General features: G+C 63.9%; 20 protein-coding genes. 7 read left to right on the top strand and 13 right to left on the bottom strand.

Features of this window, described 5'->3' with window-relative positions:
• Window positions 1–520 (top strand): pentapeptide repeat-containing protein (locus VG320_RS30760; protein ID WP_327203842.1); only part of this gene is annotated, 520 nt, incomplete at its 5' end.
• A gap of 18 nt (window positions 521–538) precedes the next feature.
• On the opposite strand, the gene VG320_RS30765 is transcribed toward VG320_RS30760, so the two are convergent.
• Window positions 539–3,058, bottom strand: coding sequence for a penicillin acylase family protein (locus VG320_RS30765; protein WP_327203843.1), 2,520 nt, complete (start codon window positions 3,056–3,058; stop codon window positions 539–541).
• Window positions 3,059–3,729: 671 nt separating this feature from the next.
• On the opposite strand from VG320_RS30765, the gene VG320_RS30770 reads away from it, so the two are divergent.
• Window positions 3,730–4,884 carry a porin gene (locus VG320_RS30770; RefSeq protein WP_327203844.1) on the top strand — a complete coding sequence of 385 codons (1,155 nt, stop codon included), beginning with the start codon at window positions 3,730–3,732 and terminating at the stop codon, window positions 4,882–4,884.
• Window positions 4,885–5,145: 261 nt separating this feature from the next.
• Window positions 5,146–5,562: a DUF4148 domain-containing protein gene (locus VG320_RS30775; RefSeq protein WP_327203845.1), complete on the top strand. Its 417-nt coding sequence runs from the start codon at window positions 5,146–5,148 to the stop codon at window positions 5,560–5,562.
• Window positions 5,563–5,678: 116 nt separating this feature from the next.
• Here the strand turns inward: VG320_RS30775 and VG320_RS30780 are convergent, their stop codons facing one another.
• Complete coding sequence (locus VG320_RS30780; RefSeq protein WP_327203846.1) at window positions 5,679–6,956, bottom strand: NRAMP family divalent metal transporter; 1,278 nt, start codon at window positions 6,954–6,956, stop codon at window positions 5,679–5,681.
• 177 nt (window positions 6,957–7,133) lie between these two features.
• Between VG320_RS30780 and VG320_RS30785 the strand changes: the two genes are divergently transcribed.
• A complete protein-coding gene (locus VG320_RS30785; protein WP_327203847.1) occupies window positions 7,134–8,351 on the top strand; it encodes an MFS transporter in 1,218 nt (405 codons plus the stop codon).
• Window positions 8,352–8,384: 33 nt separating this feature from the next.
• Here the strand turns inward: VG320_RS30785 and VG320_RS30790 are convergent, their stop codons facing one another.
• Complete coding sequence (locus VG320_RS30790; RefSeq protein WP_327203848.1) at window positions 8,385–9,794, bottom strand: cytochrome P450; 1,410 nt, start codon at window positions 9,792–9,794, stop codon at window positions 8,385–8,387.
• Window positions 9,795–9,906: 112 nt separating this feature from the next.
• Here VG320_RS30790 and VG320_RS30795 point away from each other — a divergent pair, with 112 nt between their 5' ends.
• Window positions 9,907–10,839: an AraC family transcriptional regulator gene (locus VG320_RS30795; protein WP_327203849.1), complete on the top strand. Its 933-nt coding sequence runs from the start codon at window positions 9,907–9,909 to the stop codon at window positions 10,837–10,839.
• Window positions 10,840–10,854: 15 nt separating this feature from the next.
• Here VG320_RS30795 and VG320_RS30800 read toward each other — a convergent pair whose 3' ends face one another.
• Both VG320_RS30800 and VG320_RS30805 read right to left on the bottom strand, forming a co-directional pair.
• A complete protein-coding gene (locus VG320_RS30800) occupies window positions 10,855–11,076 on the bottom strand; it encodes a hypothetical protein (protein ID WP_327203850.1) in 222 nt (73 codons plus the stop codon).
• Between the two features lie 115 nt (window positions 11,077–11,191).
• Window positions 11,192–12,328, bottom strand: coding sequence for a ParB/Srx family N-terminal domain-containing protein (locus VG320_RS30805; RefSeq protein ID WP_327203851.1), 1,137 nt, complete (start codon window positions 12,326–12,328; stop codon window positions 11,192–11,194).
• Between the two features lie 368 nt (window positions 12,329–12,696).
• On the opposite strand from VG320_RS30805, the gene VG320_RS30810 reads away from it, so the two are divergent.
• Window positions 12,697–15,894, top strand: coding sequence for an EAL domain-containing protein (locus tag VG320_RS30810; protein ID WP_327203852.1), 3,198 nt, complete (start codon window positions 12,697–12,699; stop codon window positions 15,892–15,894).
• Window positions 15,895–15,921: 27 nt separating this feature from the next.
• On the opposite strand, the gene VG320_RS30815 is transcribed toward VG320_RS30810, so the two are convergent.
• From VG320_RS30815 to VG320_RS30830, 4 genes are all read right to left on the bottom strand, one after another.
• The gene (locus VG320_RS30815; RefSeq protein ID WP_327203853.1) at window positions 15,922–16,335 is read right to left on the bottom strand and encodes a hypothetical protein; all 414 of its coding nucleotides are present in this window, start codon (window positions 16,333–16,335) and stop codon (window positions 15,922–15,924) included.
• Window positions 16,336–16,480: 145 nt separating this feature from the next.
• Window positions 16,481–17,374: a DMT family transporter gene (locus VG320_RS30820; RefSeq protein ID WP_327203854.1), complete on the bottom strand. Its 894-nt coding sequence runs from the start codon at window positions 17,372–17,374 to the stop codon at window positions 16,481–16,483.
• Window positions 17,375–18,166, bottom strand: coding sequence for a DUF2182 domain-containing protein (locus VG320_RS30825; RefSeq protein WP_327203855.1), 792 nt, complete (start codon window positions 18,164–18,166; stop codon window positions 17,375–17,377).
• 14 nt (window positions 18,167–18,180) lie between these two features.
• Window positions 18,181–18,783, bottom strand: coding sequence for a DUF1326 domain-containing protein (locus VG320_RS30830; protein WP_327203856.1), 603 nt, complete (start codon window positions 18,781–18,783; stop codon window positions 18,181–18,183).
• Window positions 18,784–19,152: 369 nt separating this feature from the next.
• Between VG320_RS30830 and VG320_RS30835 the strand changes: the two genes are divergently transcribed.
• Window positions 19,153–20,703: a methyl-accepting chemotaxis protein gene (locus VG320_RS30835; protein WP_327203857.1), complete on the top strand. Its 1,551-nt coding sequence runs from the start codon at window positions 19,153–19,155 to the stop codon at window positions 20,701–20,703.
• 15 nt (window positions 20,704–20,718) lie between these two features.
• Here VG320_RS30835 and dsdA read toward each other — a convergent pair whose 3' ends face one another.
• The 4 genes from dsdA to VG320_RS30855 all read right to left on the bottom strand — a co-directional run bounded on the left by dsdA (window position 20,719) and on the right by VG320_RS30855 (window position 25,927).
• Window positions 20,719–22,080, bottom strand: coding sequence for a D-serine ammonia-lyase (dsdA, locus tag VG320_RS30840; protein WP_327203858.1), 1,362 nt, complete (start codon window positions 22,078–22,080; stop codon window positions 20,719–20,721).
• Window positions 22,081–22,087: 7 nt separating this feature from the next.
• Entirely contained in the window at window positions 22,088–23,617 is a 1,530-nt protein-coding gene (locus VG320_RS30845) for an amidase (protein ID WP_327203859.1), read from the bottom strand.
• A 98-nt stretch (window positions 23,618–23,715) separates the two neighbouring features.
• Window positions 23,716–24,630, bottom strand: coding sequence for a LysR family transcriptional regulator (locus VG320_RS30850; protein WP_327203860.1), 915 nt, complete (start codon window positions 24,628–24,630; stop codon window positions 23,716–23,718).
• 49 nt (window positions 24,631–24,679) lie between these two features.
• Window positions 24,680–25,927, bottom strand: a complete 1,248-nt coding sequence (locus tag VG320_RS30855) for an MFS transporter (protein ID WP_327203861.1) — start codon at window positions 25,925–25,927, stop codon at window positions 24,680–24,682.
• Between the last annotated feature and the right edge of the window lie 53 nt (window positions 25,928–25,980).

Here is a 25,980-nt window from a genome sequence, read left to right on the forward strand (position 1 = left end):
AACCGTGCTGGAGCATTGCGAGCTTTCGAGAAGCCGCTGGCTGGCGTGCAAAGGCGCGGGCGCGAGATTTCGATACGCCAATGCGGGCGACGCCCGCTTCTGCCAAAGCGATCTGAACAATACCGACTGGACCGGCGCAAAACTCGCTTCTGCGACCTTCACCGGTGTAAAGCTGACGGGCGCACGCTTTGTCGATGCCCGCACGCTGGGGCTGACCTTTCACGATTCCCTGCTCGTCGGCGCGGATCTGCGGGGACTTTCCTTTCGCAAACAAACGCTCGAAGGATTGAATTTCTCCGATGCCGATCTGTCCGACTGCGACTTTCGCGATGCAGTTTTCGAAGGCGGCAGCCTGAGAAACGCCCTGCTGCGTAACAGCCGCTTTGACGGCGCGGATCTACGATCTGTAGACCTAAGTGGTTTGCGTCTGGCCGACGTGCTGCAGCATCTAAAGGGCACGATACTCTCGGTCGACCAGGCCGTTATGCTGGTGGGAGACTGTGGCGTGCGCGTGATGTAGATTGCGGCGGGCGTCGAATTACGGCGCCTTGTCTGCGGCTCCGGCGTTGAGCGTGAGCGTATGCGCGGCTTTGCCCGGCAGGAACGGCGTGGCGTCGCCGTGCACCCACGCTTCATGTCCAGCGATGAAATATGGCGACATGGGGTTACCCGACTGTCCACCCGGCATTTCGAAGATGCCCTCCTGCTCGCGCCCGGGCGACACCACAAAGCGCTCGGACGCGCCGAACGCGGGCAACTGCACACGCGGCATATTGATGTCGCCTGGCAGCGGGTCGTTCGGCGTGCTGAGCCAGCCGCGCACCCACGGCAGCCATGCGGGCACCATGCGCGCAAACGGATGCGCAATGTCGGAGCGATTGCGCTCGCCCCAGCGCGCCTCTGTGAGCTTCGTGCCCTTCGGCAACTGCGCGATCGAGTGGTCGATGCGTTCGAGCATGAAAGCCTGCCAGTCTGCAAAACCGTCGGGTATCCATGCGTGGTGATCGGCGAGTGTTTCCATCGTCGCTTCGTTGCGGGTGTTTGCCGCGCGATAGCTCAGTTCGGGCGCTAGCGTGCCCAGGTCATGATCGAGCGCCCCGAACCAGGCTTCGTATAGAGAGAAGTAGAACGCGCGCACCAGACGGTAACCGACCGCATCGACATCGGCACGCCCGTTCCAGGCTTCGATAAGCCGCCGGAATTCCGCACGCTCGGGATGGCCATTCAACGCGCGTGCATCCAGCGCATCGAGCGTCACCCGCCGCCAGTAGTCGATCCAGAACGCGCGGTCGTCCGTCTGCACCGCTAGCATGTCGCCGCCGGTAGCGTTCGGCAGCGCCAACAGATCGTTGCGAATCTGCGTGGCGCGCGCGCCGAGATCGGTGCCGGCGTCGCCAATACGCGCCGCGTCGGCCAGGGGCAGCGTGCGGTTATTCGCAGTCCAGAGGCGGCCGGTGGGTGGATCGATACGCATCGGGTAAGCGTCGCTCGCAAGATATCCCTGCCAGCCTGCATAGGTATCCGAACTAAATGGCAAACTTGCGATTGCTGTCTTGCGAGCATCGGTATCGGTATCAGCGTCAGCGAAGCGTGGCAGCGGCCCCGCCAGCGTCCAGCCAATATGGCCTTGCGCATCAACCACCGTGAAATTCTGCGTCGGCACGCCGAAGCTTGACGCCGCGTGCAAGGCATCGGCGGCGCTGGTGATGCTTTCGAGCCGCATGAGATTCAGGTTAACCGCCTGCGGGTCCTGCGCAACCCAATGCAGTGCATAGGCATGCTGTCCGACCACGATCTGCGGCCCCCAACGCGTCTGGATAACCGGCAGATCGACGCCCGCACCGCCCTTCACGTCGAGGCGCTCGTGAATCACCTGGGCCTTTTCCCATCCACCTCCCGCGACCCGGTAGCGCAACGGATCGGCCGGGTCGCGCTGCAATTCGACCAGATCGACGAAGCGGCCATAGCTATTGGTAAACGCCCACGCGATATGGCCATTGCTGCCCGCTACCACCAGCGGCGTACCCGGCAAACTTACGCCCGTAATGCGCCGCGTGCCGCCACCGGACACCGGAAAAAGCAGCGAGATCCTGTACCAGACGTTCGGCAACGCAAGGCCCAGGTGCATGTCGCTGGCGACCAGCGCGCCGCCGCGCGTAGCGTGGGCGCCGTCAACCGCAAAGCTGTTGCTGCCGATCATCGAGGCGGCCTCGCTACCATCGGCGACAAATCCCGGCAGGTTCGCGAGCAACGGCGTGGCGTCGGGTTCGGCGTTCGCGGCGGATTGCTTCGCGCGCAGCCATGGCGCCGAAGCGGGCACCGATGCGGTAGGCGCGGGCAATGCACCTTCATCGTCGAGAGGCGCATCCCAATGACTGGTCGCAGGCAACAGGAACGCGAGTTGATCGGCGGGAACGCGGTCTTTGAGCGCGGCGCGCGACAGCCCCCGCCGCACCTGCTCGTACTGGAGGTCGAAGTACATGGCGTAGACGGCGAGCAACGTGTCTTCGGCGCGCCAGGCGGCGGGTCGCGTGTGCAGCAGCCAATATTCGAACGGTCGCGCATGAAGCGAGCGCAACCCATCGTTGACACCTGCCGTGTAGCGCTCGATCAGACGTCGTTGATCTGCGGGCAGCGCCGCTAGTGCCGCCTGTGCATGCGCCCGAAAACGCAAGGGCCGGTCGCGCCGGTCCAGCGCCAGCGCCGCCGGGCCGATGAGTGCGCTCATCTCGCCCGCGGCCACGCGGCGCAACAGGTCCATCTGGAAAAACCGGTCCTGCGCGTGAACGAAACCGCTTGCATACGCGACGTCATCGCGCGTACTCCCACGCACCGTCGGTACACCCAGCGCGTCACGCTCGACCGTCACCGCTGCGGACAGTGGCGCGGGCTGCGCGCCGTCCAGTTGCGGCAGGCTCGCGCGCAGTACCAGCCAACCGGCCAGAACCGCTGCCGCCAGAACGACAATCACAACGATAACGACGACCTGCAGGATTCGCAGCCACGCACGGCGCGGCTTTTGCGGCTCGACGGGATTCTGTGGAATTGCGCGCGACATAGTTCTGGGCTACGTAGACGGCGTTGATGTTCCGCGGCGAACCGCGCAACCGACAATCGCGTCGGCTCCGGCATGATGCCATGTCGCGCATGACGTCGCCTCACGGCGTGTAGCGCAACGGCGTTCGCCAGATCGATAACCATCGCGCAGCCATGCCGTGTCGCATGGCGCTTTATTTATAGCGAATCTGTCACGATATTATTGCGGAAATTGAATTTATGCGCGAAGTCTCTTGCCATACAATTCATTCAACTGTTTTTTGTTTCAGACAGTTATCCACGCTTTATAGCCCCGCTCATGTAGCGGGGCTTTTTTCATTGTGCGCATTCGTCGCACTTTGGCCTCGCTTCAGGCAAATCCCCTCCTTCGCGCGCGCAACATCTCCGCATTCATCAACACGTCAGCGCGTTGCCGCAGCATTCTGCTACGCATCAAAATTAAATCTTCCCAACGCGTAATAAATGTCTTTCGCGCCCAGAATTCAGACTATCAAGTCATTGATTCGTTAAAACTAATTGCGCACGCAACATACTTTCAAGCATCGAATTGCATTATCGACGGTGTCACAATTTTGCTACGAATTTTTTATTGGGTCTTGCGCAGGTCCCAATGCGCAATATAGCCTTCGGGCCTTGAATCAAAAGCAGTTCCACAACAAAACGGAGTTATAGATGAAATCACGCGCCCTTACTCTCGCTGCATTTGCCGCGTTCGGCATCGCCGGTACGGCCCACGCCCAATCGAGCGTCACGCTCTACGGTGTCATCGATACCTCCCTCACCTACGTGAGCCACGCAAGCGGTAGCAAGAACCTCTGGGCACTTGGCAACAGCAGCTACGGCAATCTGGCCGGTTCGCGCTGGGGCGTGAAGGGTTCGGAAGATCTGGGTGGCGGCCTCAAGGCAATCTTCCAGCTCGAAAACGGTTTCAACCCGTCTACGGGTGCAGCGGGACAGGGCGGTGCGATGTTCGGCCGTCAGGCGTTCGTCGGTCTGGCAAGCGATCAGTACGGCACGCTCACGCTGGGCCGCCAGTATGATCCGCTGGTCGATCTGATCCAGGGCATCACCGCCGACAACTACTTCGGCTCGGTGTTCGCCACGGCAGGCGACGTCGATAACTACGACAACAGCTTCCGCGTGAACAGCGCGGTCAAGTACACCTCGCCGGTCTATCGCGGCCTGCAGGCCGAAGTCATGTACTCGTTCGGCGGCGTCGCCGGCTCGACGGGCGCGGAACAGTCGTACTCGGCAGCGCTCGCATACAACAACGGCCCGCTGGCAGTCGCAGCCGGCTACTACTACGCAGCTAACAGCGCAGGCGATCGCAGTGGCTGGACGAGCACCTCGGACGGCGGCACGTTCGACAGCGCGATCAACAACGGCTATACGACGGCGCACTCGCTGCAGATCGCACGCGTGGCGGCTCAGTACACGCTCGGCTCGTTTATCTTCGGCCTGGGCTACAGCAACGCGCAGTACGCGGCGGACGCTAACTCGGCATTCGAGAGCAAGCAGAAGTACAACACGGGACAAGGTTTCCTCGCGTACCAAGCAACCCCGGCGCTGCTGGTCGGCGCGGGCTACAGCTACACGCACGCTAGCGGCGACACCTCGGCGAACTACCACCAGTTCTCGCTGGGCGGCGACTACAACCTGTCCAAGCGCACCGATGTCTACGTGACGGCGGCTTACCAGCACGCCAGCGGCACGACGCGCCAGGAAGACGGCGAAGTGACCTCGGCGCAAGCGTCGATTGGTTCGTACGGTTACAGCGGCACGGGCTCGCAGACCCTCGTGAACCTCGGCCTGCGTCACCGCTTCTAAGCGACACGCCAAACGCGCGGCAGGAGCCATCCCGCCGCGACGTCCACAAACGCCCGCAGCGCTCACGCGTTGCGGGCGTTTTTTATGGCGCGCGTGTCAGCAAGGGCAATTACGTCCCCCGAATTACGGCCCGCGAATTGCGTCCCCATTTAGTGGCGCGCGCATCGATTCCTCGCGTGCTTTTTTCGCCGTTCGCGGCGCGCGTGGCACAGCACATGCGCTAGTGCAGGTGTACTTCGCCACTTCCATGGGAGAACGTTGATGAAGACGATCAAGCACGTTGCCGCCATCGCGGCACTTTTTGCCGTTCCGCTAGCCGCACTTGCGCAGGCCCAGACGCCGGTCGTAGAGCCAGGTCTTGCAGGTAACGATGGGTTGACGCGCGCACAGGTCAAGCAGGATCAGGCGCGTCTGGAGCACTCGGGTTACGACACGTCGATGGGCGATCAGGCTTCGTATCCGCGTCAGGTTCAGGCCGCCGAGGCGCGCGTGGGCAAGGAACAGGTGCGTGAAGTCACGAGCGGCGAATACACGCCGCAAGCAGGCAGCGGCTACGGCGGCGTCATGCCGGGTTCCGATGCTTCGGGTGGCCCGGCTCAATCCGCACAATCCGCACAACCCGCGCAACCCGCACACACCGGCGCGCCCGGCATGAAGCCCACCTACTTCGGCAATTGATACTGCAAGATGTGTAAGCAAGGCGCGAGTTCGAATTCAGGCGTCAATACATCAGGCGCGGCATCCCTCACCGGATGCCGCGTTTTTTCATTTCGACTGGAAAAATGCGTGTGAAACTAGCGCTGCGAAAGCGACAGGCCCTCAATCTGCACTGGCCGCCAGCCCTGAATCGCGCCCCACACACCGGCGGCGCACACAATCGCACCCACGACGATCACGAGCCACAGATAAAGCCCACGCGGCCGCTGCGGCTTCGGCAACACCGTGACGCTGAGCGCAACGAGCATCACCACCACGAACGGCAGCATCAGCGCATTGACGACCTGCGCCGCCACGTTCAGCGAGACCAGGTCCGGCGATAGCCACACGAAACCGGCACTGCCCGCGACGGACAGCGCATAGGCCGCGTAAAACCACGGCGCGCGCGCCGGACGCGCTTCCAGCGACGCCGCATAGCCGAACACTTCGCCAAGCCCCCACGCGAGCGCCAGCGAACTCACGATGGCCGCCACCAGCGCTGCTGCGAGCACACCCGCGCCGAACAAAAGCCGTCCCGCGAATGGACCGAGTTCGGCAACGAGCGCATTGCCGATTTCGCCGATGCTGCCCAGCGAACGCGGCAAACCATGCGCCGACAACGTCGCCGCGGCCGCGACCAGTACCGCACCTGTCAGCAATTGCGTAAGCACGGCGCCCACGGCGGTTTCGATTCTCGCCGACGCGAGATTGTTCGCGCTGAGCGTATCCGCGACCGCCGCCTGCTGATAGAACACCATCCACGGATTGAAGGTTGCGCCAATCAGCGCCGCGGCGAGATAGCCGAATTCGCGATCGCCGATGGGTAGATGCGTCATTTGCCCGATCATCGTGTGAAATTGCGAGCGGGCGCTCCACGCCACGGCGAAAAAAGCGAGATCGAAAATACCAATGGCGATGACGATCCGGTCGACGCGCCGGTGCGAGCCGGTCAGCACGATGCCGAACAGCACCGCAACGGCAAGCGGCAGCGAGATCGCACGCGATACGCCAAACATTTCGCCGACACCGGCCACGCCGGTGAATTCGGTCACGAGCGAGCCGAGCACGGCGACGATCAGTCCCGCTGCGGCCAGGCCCGCGCATAGCGATCCGAAGCGTGCGCGCACCAGTTCGCCAAAACCGCGGCCGGTAAAAATACCAAGCCGCACGGTGAGTTCCTGGACCATGTAAAGCAGCGGCACGAGCGCCAGCAGCACGGGCAACAAGCGCAGGCCCGCTTGTGCGCCCGCCTGCGCGGCGGTCACGACATTGCCGGCATCGCAGTCCGCCAGCATCACGAGCAGTCCCGGCCCCCATAACGCGAGCCGCGACAGCACAGGAGAAGATCTCGCATTGCGCAAGGAGGGACGGGCCATGCTTTTTGAAAGGCTGGGACGGTCATTGGCGTCGGGCGATTGTAGCGTGCGGGTGACGCCGCGCTGCCGAACGTGGGTCCGCGAATTGCTCGCGCGAATTGACCACATGAATTGACCATATGGATTGACCTCACGTCCCTCGCGAACGCTGCCGCGATCTCCTTCCCTGCAAAGGCCATGAAAGCCACCCTCGCACTGGAAGCACTGAGCTTCTTCATGGCTGACGTACAAGCCGGCATCGGGCCGTTTATCGGCGTGTTTCTGCTGGACCGAGGCTGGCGCGCCGATGAGATCGGCTCGGTCATGTCGCTGGCCGGGCTTGCGGCGATGGTCGCCACGCCGCTGGCCGGTGCAGTCGTCGACGCCACCCGCTCGAAGCGCGCGCTGATCGTCGCGGCCACGCTCGCAACGACGCTGGCGTCGCTGGCGCTCGTGTACACGCGCAGTTATGCGGGCGTGGCGGGATCGCAGATCGTGGCGGCGGTGAGCGCTTCCGTGCTGCTGCCTGCGCTCGCAGGCGTCACGCTCGGCATGGTGCGCGCGAGCGGTTTCGACCGTCAATTTGGCCGCAACCAGATGGCGAATCACGCCGGCAATGTCGCGGGGGCGGCGCTGGCCGGCTGGTTCGGCTGGCATTACGGCTTCAATGCGGTGTTCGCGCTGGCCGCGATCTTCGCTGTGCTTGCAGTCGTCAGCGTGCTGCTCATCCCCGCGCAGGCGATCGACTACGCCAGCGCGCGGGGTCTCGATGGCGATCAGGCACAACGTCAGGCAGCCCAGCCGCGATCGCCGGGCCGGTTGCGTTCGCTGTTCGTCAATCGCCCGCTTGCGCTTCTGGGCGCTTCGCTCGCGCTCTTTCACCTCGGCAATGCAGCGATGCTGCCGCTTTACGGCATGGGCGTCGTGGCGGCCCATCGCGGCAATCCCAGCGCCTTTACGGCGCAAACCATCGTGATCGCGCAATGCGTCATGGTCGGCGCGGCGTGGCTCGCGCCACGTTTTATCCGCAAACATGGCTACTGGTGGGTGTTGCTGGTTTCGTGGTGCGCGCTGCCGGTGCGCGGCGTTCTGGCGGCGCTCGTCATGAATGGCGCGGGCGTGTGGCCCGTGCAGATTCTCGATGGCATCGGCGCCGGGCTGCAGAGCGTCGCCGTGCCCGCGCTAGTCGTGCGTCTCATGGAAGGCACGGGCCGCGTGAATGTCTCGCAAGGCGCGGTTGCCACGGCGCAAGGCGTGGGAGCTGCGCTCAGCCCCTTGCTGGGCGGCACGCTCGCACAGCAGTTCGGCTATGCGGGCGCGTTTCTCGCGCTGGGCACCGTATCGGTGGGTTCGCTGGCGCTATGGCTGTGCTTTGCGGGCACGCTGCGGCCCGCGTGCGCGGCGTCTTGTGCATGAGGCCATACCGGGACGCGCCGATAGAGGCGGCCTCTACGCACCCGAGATCGCCAGATGCAACGGCTGGGCGGGCCGCAGCGTCACGTTGAACACCGGGCGCGGCGGCGCCGCGCCTTGCGGCACGCCCAGCGTGAAGCGTTGCAGCAACATGGCGGCGATGACCGTCATCTCCGTCATCGCCAGGTGCTGCCCCAGACACACGCGCGGGCCGGCTCCGAAAGGCATATACGCGCCACGCGGCAATTCCGGGGCATCGGGCGCGAAGCGCTCGGGCCGGAACGCTTCAGGATCGGCAAACCAGCGCGGGTCGTGATGCATCAAATGCCCGGGGATCATGAACAGCGTGCCCGCAGGCAGGCTCCAGTCGCCCAGTTGCACGGCTCGCGTGGCGCGGCGGCTGATGAGCAGCGGCGCGACCGGATAGAGCCGCAACGTCTCCTTGAGCGTTTGCGTCAGATAGCCCAGCGCCGGCAGCGTCTCGAGCGTTGGCGCACGGCCTTGCAGCACGCGCTCGACTTCATCGCGGGCGATGCGCTGCGCCTCGCGGTTCGACGCCATGCACCATGCCCACCACACGAGGGTCGCCGCCGTGGTTTCATGGCCCGCGAGGAAAATGGTCATGCATTCGTCGCGCACGTTTTGCAGCGACAACGCCGATCCGTCGTCGCGCGATTGCAAAAGACGCGTGAGCAGATCGTCTGGCCATGCGTCGCGCGCCAGACTCAGGCGGCGTTGCAGTTGCCGCTCGATCAAATCCTTCAGAGTCCTGATCGATTGCCGCTTTTGCCGCTTCCATGGCATCCAGTCAGGCATGCTCGCCGGCCAGTAGAATTCCGCGTTGGCGGCGGCGCTCGTCACGCGAATGGCCTCTGCCACCGCACTCACATCCTCGCCGATGCTGCCCGAAAACATCATCTGCAGAATCACGTCCATGGTGAGCGTGGTGAGCGCGCTTTCGACCGGCCAGTTCGCGTCGCCGTGCGGCCACTGCGCGAACGCCTGCGTCGTTGCCTGGACGATGGTTGGCGCAAAGTCTTGCACGGAGCGCGGAGAGAAACTGCCGATCAATGCATGACGACGACTGCGCCAGGCCTCGCCTTCAGCAGTCAGGACGCTATGCCCGTGCACCTGGGAAAAGATGCGGATGCCGCGTTCCCAGCGAATCAACGCATCGTGATGGGTCACCAGCAGCTCGCGCGCAAGTTGCGGATCGGTGACCACCACCTCATGCTCCGGCCAGAGGCGCAGATGCACGACGTCGCCAAACGCCTGTTGCCACGCGGCCAGTGTGCCAGGCAAGTCGCGCGACATGGCGCGCAGCAGACGCCAGCCGGTGAGCCCGGCCTGCGGACCGGGCGGCCACGCCGTCGGGGAAAGCGCCGCGTGCGCGACCGGCGACGCGTTGCGATGAAACGGACATTGACGCTCGGATGGCATATTCATGGTTTCAGGTGGCCACGTTGATCATGGACCTGATTCTGGACCGGCAGCCACGCCTTTTCTTGAACGCAAACGACATCGACAGCCCGACCCGACCTCCCTATACTGCCCGCTCATGGAATCGACGCCCCATCTTGCAGCCTGCCCCGATCCGCTCGCGCGTGCGCCGCTCGCAACGCAAGGCGAGCGCCGTCCGCACGCACGGCTTCATCTCGCCCCGCCTGGCCTGCAAGGGGCGGTCATCGCCGTGCTCTGCCGCGATACGCGCGGCTTCGCGTTGAGCGATGCGCAACGCCTGACGCACTTCCCTGCCTCGCCGATGGTGTGCCTCACGTGGTTTCAGGACGTCGATGCGGGTCGTATCGAGCAGACCGATCAGGGTCACGAATGGCGGCCGTTCAATGCGCCGGTCGTGCTGTCCGGCAGCCATTTGCATCCCACAACCTGCTGGGCGCCAGGCAGCGGGCGCGCCGGAATGATCTGCTTCGAAGCGGACGCCGCGCAGGCCCTGTTCCAGATCGATCTGTCCGTGATTCAGGACGTGATCGTCGATGCGCGCGCGCTGACCGGCAGCGCATGGCACACGCTATTTGACGCGTTACTCGCCTCGGAAAGCGACGCTGATGTGCTCGCGACGATCCAGCATCACCTCACGCCTCGATGGCGCGCCCTGAGCGGCGCCAGCCCGATACTGCCGTCGCTGCGGGAAGCGGGCCGCTACTGGGTGAAACGGCTCGCGTGGCAGGCCCACGAATGGCGGCGCTCGCAGAGTCCGCGACATGTGGAACGGCGCATCAAGGCGTTTAGCGGGCGCTCGTTGCGTGAATGGCAGGCGCTCGTCAAGACCGAGGGCGTATTCTTCAACGCGCGCGCGCAATACGAGGCCGGAGAGGCGCCGGATTGGGCCGCGATCGCACACGACGAAGGTTTCGCCGATCAGGCGCATTTGAGCCGCGCCGTGAAACGCACCACAGGCTTTTCTCCAAACGAATTCGCGCGGCGTTTCGCCGAGGACGAATCGTTCTGGATCTATCGATTATGGGTGTGATTGAGGCTACGAGCGCTATGCCTTCTGCAGCACGAAGTTGGCCGCCGCATAGCGCGCATTGCAGTTCCAGACTTCCAGGCCGTCGTGATAGAACGTCGCCCAGCCGTCTTTCACCGTGACCTGTGCGCGCGGAAAAACCTGCGCATGGCCATTCGCAGCGGCCGAAAGAGGGTTATTTTCCCGGCAGATCGCCAGATATTCGCCGTCTTCCGGCACGTCCGTTTTTGCTTCGTCCATCCTGTCTTGCCGATTTTCCGTGGGTTCAAGGGGCGAAGTCTATCACCCACGGCGGCGGCGTTTCTGGGTTCCACATTCCGCCGGGCGCGCTGCCCGGCGGCTTCGCCATAACGCGTTACTGGATGCCGTGACGCGTCTTGTAGTCGATCGCGTAGGCAATCTTGCCGGGCTTCGAAGCGGTAATCGGCTTGAGCAGATCGCCGAATGTGCCCTTTGTATAGGCCTTGCCCGCATTGATCTGCGCGAGGCGGCCAAGTTGCGCACCCGTGAGGCCGGAGATTTCGCCGTCGGTCGAAGCCACCATCTTCACCGATGCGTTCCACACCGCGTTCAGATAGCCCGTGTCCGCCGTGGCCGGATCGGGATCGGTCGTGCCCGCCTTCGTCAGCGTATAGCCCGTGAGCGGGAACGTCGTGCGCAGCCAGTCGGCCCAGTAGAACTCGAGGAAATCGGTCGAAGGCGTCGGCTTGCTATAGCCCACGTCGCGCGTGAAATAGACGAGCGAGCGGTAGACATCGTTCTGCATGCCGAGCTTCAGGCCGAGACCCGTGGGCAACTGCTCGGGCGTGATGGCCGCGCCGTTGGCGTCCTTGAGCCGCGTGTAGCCACGGCTCTGCATTTCCGCCCAGAACGTGCTGCCCGAATACGCGCTGAGATTGTCCTTGACCACCACATGAACGTGCACCGTCGGGCCGCCGTTGGGCACCTCGTAATACGTCGACGACCCGTGATGTCCGTCGGTCAGATACAGCGTGTCGCCGTTCGGGCCGATCACAACCGGGTTGAGCACCGAGGTATCGCGCTGGGTCGTGTCGGTCACCGTGCAGGTATAGGACGTCGCATCGGTGAGCGTCGATGCCGAGGTCGAGCCGTTGCTGGCCAGACCCGTCAGCCCTTCGTCCGCACAGAAGTCGTCGAACTCCTTGGTCATATCGGCTTCGTAGCGGCCGAGCTTGTAATAGATCTGGTCGTAGCCCAGCGCGGCCTGGGTCGGATGCAGATCGCCGAGCGTCACGTCGATCACCTGCCCCGCCGCTGCGGCCTGCCACTTGCCGGGCGTGGTGGCGGCGGGTTGCGATGCGGTGTCGGGCGTCGTGGCCGCGTCCGAAGCGCCGCTGGAAGGCGTGGCCGAATCCTCTGTGGGCGTTTTGGCGGGAGAGGCAGGGTCGCCGCCGCAAGCGCTAAGCGCAGTAAGCGCGACGATCGAAAGAAGCGAAGCAGCCAGCGCGTGCTTGCTGGAATTTATTGTCATGAAAAACCCTGCGAATGAAAGAATCGTAATCAATTCGCAGTGTGCCGGGCAATAATGAAAGTTATGTGAAAGATTTAATGTGCGCGCAACGATCGCCGCCAGCGATCAAGTGCGCACAAGCTGTTGCGCAAGCAACGAACTGCGTTGCTCATGAATAACCATTTCAGCGCCACGCCGGTGCACAAGCGCACCACATCAAGGAATCTGCACGCCAGCGCGGTGAATTGGCGTCATCGTGCTCAAGCCGACACGCAGCCTTGCCGTTACGCAGTGGTAAGCCGCGTTTTAAAAACGCGGCGCTGATATTGGCCACGCCGAATTACAGTTCAGAATGCGGCGTAAACCTTGGTGTCATCCTGGCGCATGCGATGAAGCACAATCCGTTTATACGACTGCTCGGGCGCTTGCGCGTCGGCCGCAAGCTGCTGCTGATCTATCTGCTCGATCTGAGCGCGGTCGTCTATATCAGCAGCATCCTGATTCACGAAAAATATATGTCGATCGATTTCTCGCAAAAGGAAATCATCGGCAATACCTATCTGGCCACGGTGCGTGAAGCGCTCGTCGATGTCGCCGTGCGTGGCGCGGGTGGGCAATATGATTCGCCGCATATCGCGCAAACGCGTGCGGCGCTCGCCCAAGCCGAACAGCAATACGGCGCGAACCTGCAAAGCGAAGAATTGAACGCACGCCTTCGCAGCGCGCTCGACGCGCTCTCGCATGCGCCACGGGCGGCGCAATCGCAGGCCGTGCGCGACGCGCTGGAAGCCTGCCGCGATCTGATTACGCGCGTAGGCAATCAGTCGAATCTCATTCTCGACCCCGACCTCGACAGCTATTACTCGATGTCGCTTTCGATCCTGCGCTATCCCGCCCTGCTCGACGCCGTAGACGGCATCGGCCATCGCCTGCACGAAGGCAGCCGCGATGCGCAGTCGCAACGCGAGTTGAGCACGCGTTATCTGGTGCTTGAAGGCCAGCTCGATGCGGTGGCGCAGGGCTTGCGCTCCGACTTCGCCGAAGCGGGCGCGGCCAACGAAGACGTGAAGCTCAAGCTTGCCGCGCCGGTGGCGCAGTTGCTCGCGGCAATCGAAACCTATCGCGGGGCCGCGCGCCTGGCCGTCACTCAGGGCGGCACCGACGCAGCCTCGCTCGCGGCGGCGGACGCGGCCCAGCAGGCGCTGGTCGCCCGCGTGGGCGATGCCTGGAGTGCAACCGGCGCGGAACTCGACACGCTGCTGCAGGCGCGCGTGAGCGGCCTCTTTTCGCGCATGTGGCTGCATCTGGGCACGGCCTTGTTCCTGCTCTGCGGGATTCTTTCGATGGTCTATCTGGTCGCGCAGCAGATCTCGCGGCCGCTGCGCCATCTCGCGCGCGTGATGGATACGGTGCGGCGCACGGGCGACCATCGGCAGCGCGCCTCGTGGCATAGCCAGGACGAGATCGGCCAGCTCGTCAGCGGCTTTAACGACATGCTTGCGCAACTCGATCACGAGCGGGATGTGCAAAAGGAACTCGCGGCCACGGCGCGCGCCTCGGAAGCGCAGCACGCGCTCGTCGAAGCCACGCCGGTGCCGATGATGGTCACCGCCGTGCCGGGCCACGAAGTGCTGCACGCCAATCATCCCGCGCTCTACTGGCTCAACGGTTGCACGTCCGACCCGTGGGCATACGGACTCGATTCCGCGGTGCGGGCGCGCTTTTTCCAGCAGCTTTCCGATCGCGGCGCCATCGACGAATTCGAGGTGCGCTGGATGGCGAGCGTTGAGCCGACGTGGGCCATGCTCTCGGCGCGCCGCCTCACCTTCCAGGGCCGCGACGCCGTGCTCACGGCATTCACGCCGATCAACCAGATCAAGCTGATGGAGCAGCGTCTGGAACTGTGGGCGAAGGTGTTCGAGGCGTCGTCGGAGGCCATCCTCATTCTCGACGCCGAGCGCCGTCTGCTCACCGCCAACGCCTCGTTCTACCGCGCAACGGGCTATCGCGCGGGCAATCTCAGCGGCAAGCTGCCGCAATTCATCGTCGCCAGCAGCAACGGCGAACCGTTGATGGCGCAACTGACTGCGCTCGTCGATATCGCCAGCGTCTGGAATGGCGAAGCCGTGGTGCGCAGACGCGCGGGCGGCGACTATCCCGCGTGGCTGATGATCAGCGCCGTGCGCGACAAGCGCGGCAGCGTTTCGCACTATATCTGCACGCTGATCGACATCACCGATCGCAAGAAAAGCGAAGCGCGCATCCAGTTTCTCGCCGAACACGACGTGCTCACGGAACTGCCCAATCGCGCGCTGTTCACAAAGCGCGTGGGCGCCGCCATCGAGCATGCGCGCCTCACGCGTGGCCGCGTCGCCGTGCTGTTCATCGACCTCGACCGCTTCAAGGACATCAACGACACGTTTGGCCATCATGCGGGTGACGGCCTGCTGCGCTCGGTCTCGCGGCGTCTGTTGCAGTCGGTGCGCACGGGCGATACGGTCAGCCGTCTGGGCGGCGACGAATTCACCGTGCTGCTCGGCGACGCTGGCGAAGCCAGCAACGTCGCGCGGCTGATCGACGAACGGCTTCTGCCGCTCTTGCGCGAGCCGCATAGGATTGGCGGCATGACCTTGCAGGTCGCGTGCAGTATCGGCATCGCGCTGTATCCCGACGACGGCGACGATATCGAAACGCTGATGCAGAACGCCGACGCCGCCATGTACCGCGCCAAGGCCGCGGGACGCAATCTGGTCAAATTCTTTTCGCGCGAAATGGCGGAAAGCACGCGTCATCGCCTGGAGCTGGAGACGCATCTGCGCACTGCCGTGGAGCGTGGCGAACTGTGGCTGGCGTATCAGCCCTGCGTGCATGCCACGACGGGCGAACTGATGAGCGTGGAGGCGCTGCTGCGCTGGCAGCATCCGCATCTGGGACTGGTGTCGCCGGCGGATTTCATTCCGATTGCGGAGGACACGCGGCTGATCGTGCCGATCGGCGCATGGGTGATCGACGAGGCATGCCGTCAGATCGCGCGCTGGCGCGCGGCCGGACTGCCTGAGATCCGCGTGTCGATCAATCTTTCGGTGGTGCAACTACGCGACGATGCGCAACTGGTGAGCCGTTTGCGCGACAGTCTGGCGGCGCAGCAAGTGGAACCCGGCAGCCTCGAACTCGAAATCACCGAAACCGTGCTGATGGAAAGCGTCGACCGCTATCTGGGCGTGGTCAACGAGATCCGCGCACTGGGCGTGAAGCTCTCGCTCGACGATTTCGGCACCGGCTATTCGAGCCTGAGCTATCTGCATCGCTTCCCGCTCGACCGGGTCAAGATCGATCGCGCCTTCGTGCACGGCAGGCTGGAAGCGAGCGCCGACCTCGCGGTGATTCGCGCGATTGTCGAGCTGGGCCACGAACTGGGGCTGCGCGTGGTGGCCGAGGGCGTCGAGCAGGAGCACGAGGCGCAGGCGCTCAAGCGTATCGGCTGCGACGAGCTACAAGGGTTTCTCTACGCGCGGCCGTTGCGCCACGAAGCGCTTGCGCCATGGCTGCAAGCGCGCGCCGATGCCTGCGTGGATGCCGCGGTCTGATGGTCGACTACTGCGTGCGGCGGCCGCTCAGTCGTTCGACGCGCCAAAGCAGCGGCCGCACGAGCGCGCCTGACCCAGACGCAGACGCCCGGCGCTCACGTTGACTTCCGCGCCGCATTCGCAGCGGCATACCCACAGACCGTCGCCCGCGTAGCGTTCGGTCGTCAGTTGACCGAACACCTCGCCGCCCTTGAGCGACGGCGATCCCGGCCGCGAGCGCCAGACCTGACGTTGTGCGCGGCAGCCACAATCGCGCGTCTGCCCGCTTTCCACCTGGTCGAGCGTGGCGCTCAGGTGCGCGCCGCAGCGGCACTTCCAGAGCCACACATTGGCGCCCCGATACTGCAGCGCGACGAGATCGCCGAAGGCGCGACCCGTGATGTCGCGACTCGGCGGAAATGGCCATGCAGGGGGCAAAGGGGGACGGATGCGCTGGTTCACGAAAGATAAATGGGGTTCGGCGTCGTACTCTCAAGCGTACCCCTTCTGCCCCGATTCGTGCAGAGGTGACTGTGCTGAGTGGGGACAGAGCGAGGCTGTCAATGATAACGATCTCTATCGCCTCTCTATCGTCTATCAGGCAGCATCACCGATGCGCGGCGCGAGTGCGGCTTGCCAGCACGAGCGCAATGCCGCCAAGAATCGCCGCCGAGGCGCACACGAGGCGCATCGTCATAGGCTCCGCGAGCAGCAGCGCAGCGCCAAACGCGGCGATGGGCGGCACCGATAGCTGCACGGTCGCGGCGCGCATCGCGGATAGCCCCTTGAGCGCGGCGTACCAGACTACGTAGCCGATGCCGGACGTCACCGCGCCCGAGGTTATCGCCAGCGCAATTCCCGTTGGGGCCGCGTGAAAGCCGTTGTGCAGCAACAGACTCAGGACGAGGGCCATCGGCGCCGCGCAGAGAAAATTCGCCGCCGAGGCCGACAGCGGATCGGCGGCTCGACGCCCGCGCAGCGAGTACACGCCCCACGAGACGCCGGCCGCGCCCATCAGCACCGCACCCAGGGGCGTAGGCGCGGTCACGCCGGGCGAGACCAGATAAAGCAGCCCCGCGAGCGCAAGCGCAAGACCCAGCCACGCCAGCGGCGCGAACTGCTCGCCCGCGCGCAGGCCGGCGGCGAACATGGTGAGCTGCACGGCGCCGAACAGGATCAAGGCGCCCGTACCCGCACTCACACTCAGATACGCGAACGAGAAGAACGCGACATAGGCAAAGAGCGCCGTCGCCGCGATCCAGTCCGCACGCGCCCGTGGCGCGCGGCCAGTGTTCAAGCGTGCCAGTACGCCGAGCATCGCCGCGCCCGAGACCAGCCGGATACTCGCAAAGCTTGCTGCATCGATGCTGGCGTGCTGCAAGGCCAGTCGGCACAGCAGCGAATTGGACGCAAATGCGATCATCGCGATGCCGGTGAGCAATCCGGTGCGCGCCGCGGGCTGAACGAGATGCGTATCCGCACTCATAGGTTCACCCGTCATTCAACCGTGGCTGACGACCAGCACCGCCGACCACATCAGCAAGGCCGCGCCCAGCGGCGCACCGACCCGCTTGCCCCACGGCAGATTCTTCTCGACTGCCATCACGCACGCGAGCACCAGCATCCAGCCCAGACTGCCTGCGCCGACCACGAACATCAGCAGCATCAGCGCCCAGCAACAGCCGACGCAGAAGAGCCCATGGCGCAGGCCCAGTTCGAACGCTTCACGCCCCGGCGCGCGGCCGCGCCAATGGCCGATCACGAAACTCAAGGGCGTGCGGCATTGCTCCAGACATCGATACTTGAGCTTGCTGAACTGAAACGCACCCGCGCACGCCAGGGTCGCCGCGCCAATCAGCCAGCCATTGCCGATCATCGCGGGCACGCGCGCAACGCCGCTCAACAGCAGCGTGTGCAGCCCATGCGCCAGCAAACCAAACGCGCTCCACACCGCGAGATAACCGAGGTAAAGCAGCCACAACACGCGCATCCGGTCGGGCCGTCCCGCGACGATGCGCTCGACCGCGTTGAAGAGGGAGAGCGTGGTCGGCAGCATCATCGCCATCATCATGAGCGTCCATGAAAGCGCGTAGAGCACGGCTTGCAGGACCGGCGAGCCGCCGGGAATCGCGCGGCACAACCCCGCGGCCGGCCCCGACGACAGCGCATCGCCATGTTCCAGATAGCGCCCATAGGGACTGCGTGCCCAGAACCACAAGGTCGCCCACGCAAGCACGACCATGAGGCCGAGCACGGGCAGAAAGACACGTCGATGACGCACGGCGCCAGGCATGTCCGCCCCTGACTTCAGGCGTCAAAGCGGAAAGTGCTTTGCAGTGCGTTGTGATCTTTCAGGCTCACGTCGATGCCCAGCGCCGCGTTCATCGCGCGGTACTGCGGCGCCTTGCCGACGAACACCGGCGCGCCGGGAACCGTGGAAAACACCGTGTCCGACAAAGTCGTGGTCGCGCCGTTCGGCCCCACGTACGGCTCGAGATCGGCGTGATAGTCCTGGCCGATCTTGAGCGTGCCCTTGCCGCCCATGACATCGAACTGGATTGGCGCGCGCTCCACCGATACGACGTTGCCGATCAGCTTCGCGAGGTCGGCGACGGGGCCGCCCGCCTGCCCCGTGTACACCTTGAGAAGCGCCGCCTCCTGGGCGTCGGTGACGGTGTCGTTGAGATAGATCGCCACCGACCAGTTCCCCGCCAGCACGTTGCCCGGAATATTGCACACCGCGGCGATCGTGCAGCCCGCGACATCGACGCCATCGATCGCGCCCTGGTCGAAGTGCCAGGAAACGATGGACTGGCAGGTGCCGAAATCGGGATCTTCGCCGATCCAGCATGGGCACAGCACGCGGCAGTTGCAGACCTCAAGCAGACGGCCTTCAAGGTGGTAGCTCATCATTGCCTCCGTTTGACACGGTCGATCACGGCTGCCTACCCCCTCGGGTAGCGCCGGGTAGCGCCTGCTGGTAGCACGTAGCACCGGATAAAGATGGGTAGGCGAGAAGCGGACAGGCCTGTGCGGCCGGATAGATTCAGGAGGCTTTGACGATGCGAAAAGCGCGGTTCGACTTGTATTGTAGGAAGCCGCGAGGGGTATGCAAGACGCATCGTACGCGCCTCTCGGCAGCGCTCGATTGCCTTGTCTGACCATCATGGTATTCCATATACCAATAACAGTTGCCTGTCCAAATATGTTGGTATACCGTATTACAATTAAAAACCAACGGGGCGAATGCGCTTCGCATTTCATCGATGCGACGTGACCATGAAGATGCAGAACCTGTCTATCGGCAAGAAGTTGACCACGGCGTTCTGCGTCGTCATTGCGGTCTTTCTCGTGAGTTCGGCCGTGTGCTGGTACGGCCTGAACGCCATCGACCAGAAGCAGCAGCAAAACGCGGTGTCCGTGCAGGCGCAACGGCTGGTCAAGGACGCCAGCGCCGATTACCTCAACATCATCTGGTCGGTGCTGGCCTATAACCTGGACGGACAGCCCGGCCATATGAAGTGGAAAGTCGATCACATCGGCGACTTCCGCGCGCGGATGGCCGCCATCAAGGCGCTCGATCCCGCCGATGCGGCGCGCAATCAGCTCGTTGATACCGCCGTCGCCCAGTACGACATCTGGGAGACGAAGGTCGTCGATCCGCTGCTCGCGATGCGCACGCACGTCAACGAAGGCAGCGCCACGCTCGCACAGTTGAGCGAACTCACCGAGAGCTTCGGCAGCTATCTGGGCACGGGCGACATGATTGCCGCCGTCGATGCGCTCGATAAAGCCGAGCGCGCAGGCATCGATGCCCGCACCGTTGAACTCGCGTCGCTGCGCCACACGATCTACGCGAGCGTTGCGCTGGCAGCGGCGCTGGCGGTGTTGTGCGCGGCACTCGCCGGGCGCTGGCTGGTGGGCGCGATCCGCGACCCGCTCGCGCGCGCCGTAGAAACCGCGCAGGCAATCGCCGCCGGGCGTCTGGACAGCCGGATCGAGCGCGACCGCACCGATGAAACCGGCCGTCTGCTCGCGGCCATGGATGCGATGCAGACTTCGCTACAGACCATCGTCGGCTCGGTGACGCACGGCGTGGAGGCCGTCAAGGTGGGCGCGGCGCAGATCGCCGCGGGCAATACCGATCTGTCCTCGCGCACCGAGCAACAGGCCGCCGCGCTCGAAGAAACCTCGGCGACCACGCACGAGCTGACCGAGGCAGTGCGCCAGAACGCCGATAACGCGCGCCACGCGTGCGAGGTGATCGTGCGCGCAATGGATGCCGTGAACGCGGGCAACACGATGTCGGCGCAAATGATCGAAACGATGAACGAGGCGTCGGGCAGCGCCCAGAAAATCGCCTCGATCACGGCGATCATCGAAGGGATCGCCTTCCAGACCAATATTCTGGCGCTCAACGCGGCCGTCGAAGCGGCGCGCGCGGGCACCGAGGGGCGCGGTTTTGCGGTGGTTGCATCGGAAGTGCGCTCGCTCGCGCAGCGCTCGTCCACAGCAGCGAAGGAAATCAAGGAATTGATCGAGCGTTCGACGGCGTCGATCTCGGGCGGCGTGACGCGCGCGCACGATGTCGGCGCGACGATGGTGCAGCTACGCGCCGATATCGCCTCGGCAAAACAGGTCTTCGAGGCGATTGCGCAGGCGTCAGGCGAGCAGAGCCGCGGCCTCGAACAGGTCAATCAGGCGATTTCGCAAATGGACCAGGTCACGCAGCAAAACGCCGCGCTCGTGGAGGAAGCCGCCGCAGCCGCGCATGCGCTCGACGAACAGGCGATGCGTCTGCAAGGCGCGGTGGCGGTATTTTCGGCCTGACACGCGTGCGCCATTTCAGGCGTGGTTCAACGCCCGCCTGCCCGTCTCGAGATAGGCGCTCATCTCTGCTTGCGGCACCATTCCGCCGCCGGTCGCCCAGATGACGTGCGTGGCGTCACGCATCGCCACATCGTCGAGTTTCATACGCGTGCGATAGCCCTGCTGTTCGTTCGCCAGGCGCGCGAAGCCCGGCGCGCCCGCAAGCGCAGACGGTTCCAGCCGGATGTCCTGCGTCTGCGCCATGAGCGCAAGCAAGGCATATAGTTCGCTATCCTCAACGGTATAGAAGCCGTCGATCATGCGCTGCATCGCGCGTCCAACGAAACCGGAGGGCCGTCCAACTGCGAGTCCGTCGGCGGCCGTCACATTGTCGATGCCGAAGTCCTGCACGGCTAGCTGTTCGTGCAGCCCGGTCAGCACGCCCATCAACATGCACGGCGAGTGAGTCGGCTCGGCGAAAATGCAATGCACCGCGTCGCCGAACGCCAGCTTCAAACCGAACGCGACGCCACCCGGACCGCCGCCCACACCGCACGGCAGATACACGAAGAGCGGATGCGCGGCATCTACGCGTACGTTTGCAGCATCAAGCTGGCGCTTCAGGCGTTCGCCCGCAACCGCGTAGCCGAGAAAGAGCGTCGTCGAGTTTTCGTCGTCGACGAAGTGGCATTTCGGATCGCCTTGGGCAAGTCGCCGGCCGCTTTCGATCGCCTCGCCATAATCGCCGGCGTATTCCACCACCGTCACGCCATGCGCGCGCAAGCGGTCCTTCTTCCATTGACGCGCATCGGCGGACATATGCACCGTCGTCGTGAAGCCGAGCGTCGCGCTCGCAATGCCGATCGACATGCCCAGATTGCCGGTGGACCCCACCGCTATGCTGTGCTCGCGAAACAGCGCGCGGCATGCGTCGCTCGCGAGCACGCGGTAATCGTCGCCCTCTTTGAGCAGGCCGTGGCGGATTGCGAGTTGCTCGGCGTGAAAGAGCACTTCATAGATGCCGCCGCGCGCCTTGATCGAGCCGGAGATCGGTAAGTGACTGTCCTGCTTGAGCAACACACGCTGCGGCGTTTGCACATCGTAGCGCTGGCTCAACGCCTGCGCGAACGCGCTCACGTCGGTCAGCGGCGATTCGATGATGCCGCCCGCCTCGCGCACATCGGCGAACGACTCTGCGAGCAGCGGCGCGAAACGTTGCAGGCGCGCGCTTGCATCGGCGATATGCGAGGCGTCGAGGGGGATGTCCTGGCTCGCTTCGGCCAGCGGCGCGACGGCCGGGTTGAACCATTCGACCGGTTCGAGCGCCATGAGCGGCTGCAAAAGCGGGTATTCGCGAAGCCACGCATCGAGCGGCTTGCCATAGATTGATTCGATCATGTTTGAATCAGACAGCAGAAGCGCAGGCGTTGGGAGACGTCACGGCATCCAGCACAGGCGGATGCGTGACAATGGATTTGAGGTCTACGAGGGAAGCGCGCAATTTCGCGGCATCGGGAATCGGTCGGCGCGTTTCGTCCGACGACTCGAATAGCGTTTCGAACGCGCGCGCTGCATCGAGCAGTTCGAGATCGCCGCGAAACGCTCCGATCATCTGCAAGCCGAACGGCATGCCGCGATGATCGACGCCGCATGGCAGCGACAAGGCCGGATTGGTCGCGAGCGTGACGACATAGGTGAGCGACAGCCAGCGATAGTAGTTTTCCAGCGCGACACCGTTCACCGTTTTCAGATACGGCTGCGTCCATGGGAACGGCGATACCGGCGTGGTGGGCGAAAGAATTATGTCGTAGCGCTCGAACAGCGTCTGGAAGCGGCGGAACAAACGCGTCTGATCGGCATGGGCGCGCACGCAATCCGCGAGGCCCAGACCGATACCCATTTCGTAGTTCGCGCGCGGATTCGGCCCGAGCAGATCAGGGTTGGTTTCATAGGCCTTTTGCAGACCGGCGACAAAGGCTTCCGCGCGCAGCACGTCGAAGCATTGATGTGCCCCGTCGAAGTCCACCTCGATCGGCTCGCAGATCGCCACCTCACGGCGCAGAAAATCGATCTTGCGGCGGAACACGGCGCGGATTTCGTCATCGACTTCGCAAACGCCAAAGTCCTCCGTATAACCGATGCGCAGTTTCGACAGATCCGTGGGCGCGCGGCCCTCCATCGTCGCGCTCATCGCGAACGGATAGCCAAGCGGATCGCTGCCCGATTGACCGACCGTCGCCGCGAGTTGCAGCCAGGTGTCCTCGACATTGCGGCCCATCGGCCCCACTACCGCGATCGGCGTCCAGCCCAATGGCTTGCGATCGCTGGGCACGAGTCCCGGCGAAGTGCGCATGCCGACCACGCCGCATTTGGCCGCTGGAATGCGCAGTGAGCCGCCCGTATCGGAGCCGCTGGCAAGCGGCACCATATCCAGTGCAAGCGCAGCCGCCGAGCCCCCAGAGGACCCGCCCGCATTCAGACGCGGATCGAACGGATTGCCTGTTGCGCCCCACACGGGATTGAAACTGTTTGCGCCGGCGCCCATTTCCGGCACGTTGGTCTTGCCAACGACAATCGCGCCCGCCGCGCGCAAGCGGCGCACCAGCGTGTTGTCCTGCCCGGGCACATTCGCGCGATAGAGCGGCGAGCCATACGTGGTCAGCAGACCTTCCGTCTCTTCGAGATCCTTGATGCCGATGGGCAGGCCATGCAAGGCGCCCACTGCGTCGCCCCGTGCGAGCGCGGCGTCGGCGGCGTGGGCCTCGATGCGGGCGCGCTCGAAGCTCGTCGCCGTGATCGCGTTGACGTACGGATTGAGCGTTTCGATTCGCGCGATGCTGGCGTCGAGCAATTCGACGGCGGAAATTTCTCGCGCCTGCAATAGCGCGCGCAGCGCGACGGCGCTAAGACGGGTCAATTCGTGGCGGTCATTCATCGGGCGGTCCTTTAAGCAGTCTGCAACGGTGCGCTCAATGTAGACGACCCAAAACGCAGCGGCTAGTGATGAATATCGAAACCAGAATTCACTTTTGGTCAACGCGCGCGCGTAGAGAGTTCATCGCTCAGACGTTCGATAAACGATTTCAGCAGCGGCGGCAACGCGCGCCGCGCCAGCGTCTGGATTTCGACGGTGCGCTCGCTCGCCGTGAGTTCCGGCACGGGCAGTGCGACCAGTTCACCGGACGCAAGACGCGGGCGCACGAACAGTTCGCCGCTGAAGGTGACAGCATCGCTGAAAAGCGTGAAGCCGAGCAGCGTTTCCAGCGTCGCGCTGCTTAACACGCTCTTGCACGCGACGCCTTCACGGCTGCAATAGATATCGATCAGCTTGTGCAGCGTCGAATGCACGCCCGGCAAGGCCAGCGGATAAGCCAGCAACTCGCGGAATGACACCTGCTCGGCATGCGCCAGCGGATGAGACGACGCGACAATCGCGAAGATGGGCGAAGGCGCGGAAAACGCCGTATGAATGTCTTTTTCCGGACCAAAGCTGAACGTGAGGCCAACGTCACATTCGGCTTCGCGCACGCGCTGCGTGACGCCGCCAGCCGTATCGACCACAACTTCGAACGATGCGTGCGCAACGGTACGGCGAAAGTCCGCCATGGCGCGCGGCAGGAAAGCGGCCGCGAATCCTTCGGTACAGGCAATGCGGATCGTGCGTTCGGCTTCGCCGCGCAGTGCGTCGATTTCCAGCGAAATCTGTTCCGCGTCCAGCTGCGAGCGGCGCGCATACGCGGCGAGCATTTCACCCGCCTTGCTCGGCACCATGCCACGCGACTGCCGCACGAACAGCGGCGTGCCGAGTTCGCTCTCGAGCCGCGCGATCTGCCGGCTGATAGCGGATGGCACGACGTTCAGACGACTGGCGGCATCGGCAACGGAACCGGTGTTGACCACTTCGAGGAAGTAACGGACAGCGGCTTCCTGAAGAATACGGGCGCTCATGATGGATCGATTAAAAGACGCGGAATACGCCATCATAGCGCCTGTTTTCTCAATCGAGCGCGCAGGCCTCCCCGGACGCGGCGAGGCGCGCGTCGGCTCCAGGTACGAGGCGAATCGAAAGGCTGGTGATCAGCGCGAACACCGTCGCCACGATCAGGAAACCAAACACGGCGTTGTAGTTGCCCGTCACCGAGACCAGCACACCGATGACTGCGGGCGCAACGAATCCCGCCACCTGGCCACCGAAGTTGACCATGCCCGCTCCCGTGCCGATCAGCTTCTGCGGCAGGAATTTCGTCGGCAAAGCGAATACGCCGGCAAAAACGAATGACTTGAAGAAGTAGACGATCGACTGATACGCAATCACGCCCGTCACCGTTTGAGCCGTGTACATCTCGTAGAGGAAGAAACCGGAGATCGCACAGCAGGTCGCCATCAGCCACTTTTCGCGGCCGTCGAACCAGCGCGTGAGAATCCAGCCGCCGAGCGCCGTCGAAATGCTCGCCGCGACGAACGGCAGCGGCGTGAGCATGCCAACAGCCTTCAGATCGAGATGACGCTCGGTCAGCAGATAGGCCGGCATCCATGCATCGAGTCCCTTGTTGACGATGCCCATGCCGAACCACGTCAACAGAATCTTCCACATGAGCGGCATCTTGAGAAGCGCGCGCGTCGCCGCGCCGTCGATGCGTGCGGAGCGGCCCGTCGAATCGCGCGTCTGATGCGTGTCCTTCACCGCGAACAGATAGACAAGCGCGAACACGATTCCGGCGCAGCCCGCGACAACGAACGCATGCCGCCAGCCGAGCATCAGAATGAGCGGCGCAATGGCGAGCGGCGCGATAAAGCTGCCGACATAGTTCGACGACATTAGCAGCGCGGACATCTTCGGACGGTCGGCGCGCGCGCAGGATTCGGTGACGCCCTTGACCGCCGCGCCGGGATAACCGCCTTCCCCCAGCCCAAAGATAAAACGGATCGCGATCAGCGAAGCGAGCGACCATGCAAGCCCCGTCATCAGCGTAAACAGGGACCAGAACGCCACCGAAACGACGATGACCTTCTTGCTGCCCCAACGATCGGCGATCCAGCCGCCGGGGATCTGCATGGCGGCGTAGCTGATATAGAACGTGCTCATGACGACGCCAAGCGCCGCAGCGCCGACGTGAAATTCCTTGCCGATCGCGACCAGCGACAAGGCGATCGCCGAGCGATCGATGTACGAGATGCAGTAGCCGAGATAGAGCAGCGCGAATACCGCGAAGCTGGCGCGCCTGCTTTTATTGGGGTCGATCATGCTGAGCACCTGCCGATAGAGAGAAGACCGGGCCCGCGCCGGCGGTGCCGGGC

Origin of the sequence: Paraburkholderia sp. (assembly GCF_035948235.1) — a bacterium.
In the GTDB taxonomy this organism is placed as follows: Bacteria; Pseudomonadota; Gammaproteobacteria; order Burkholderiales; family Burkholderiaceae; genus Paraburkholderia.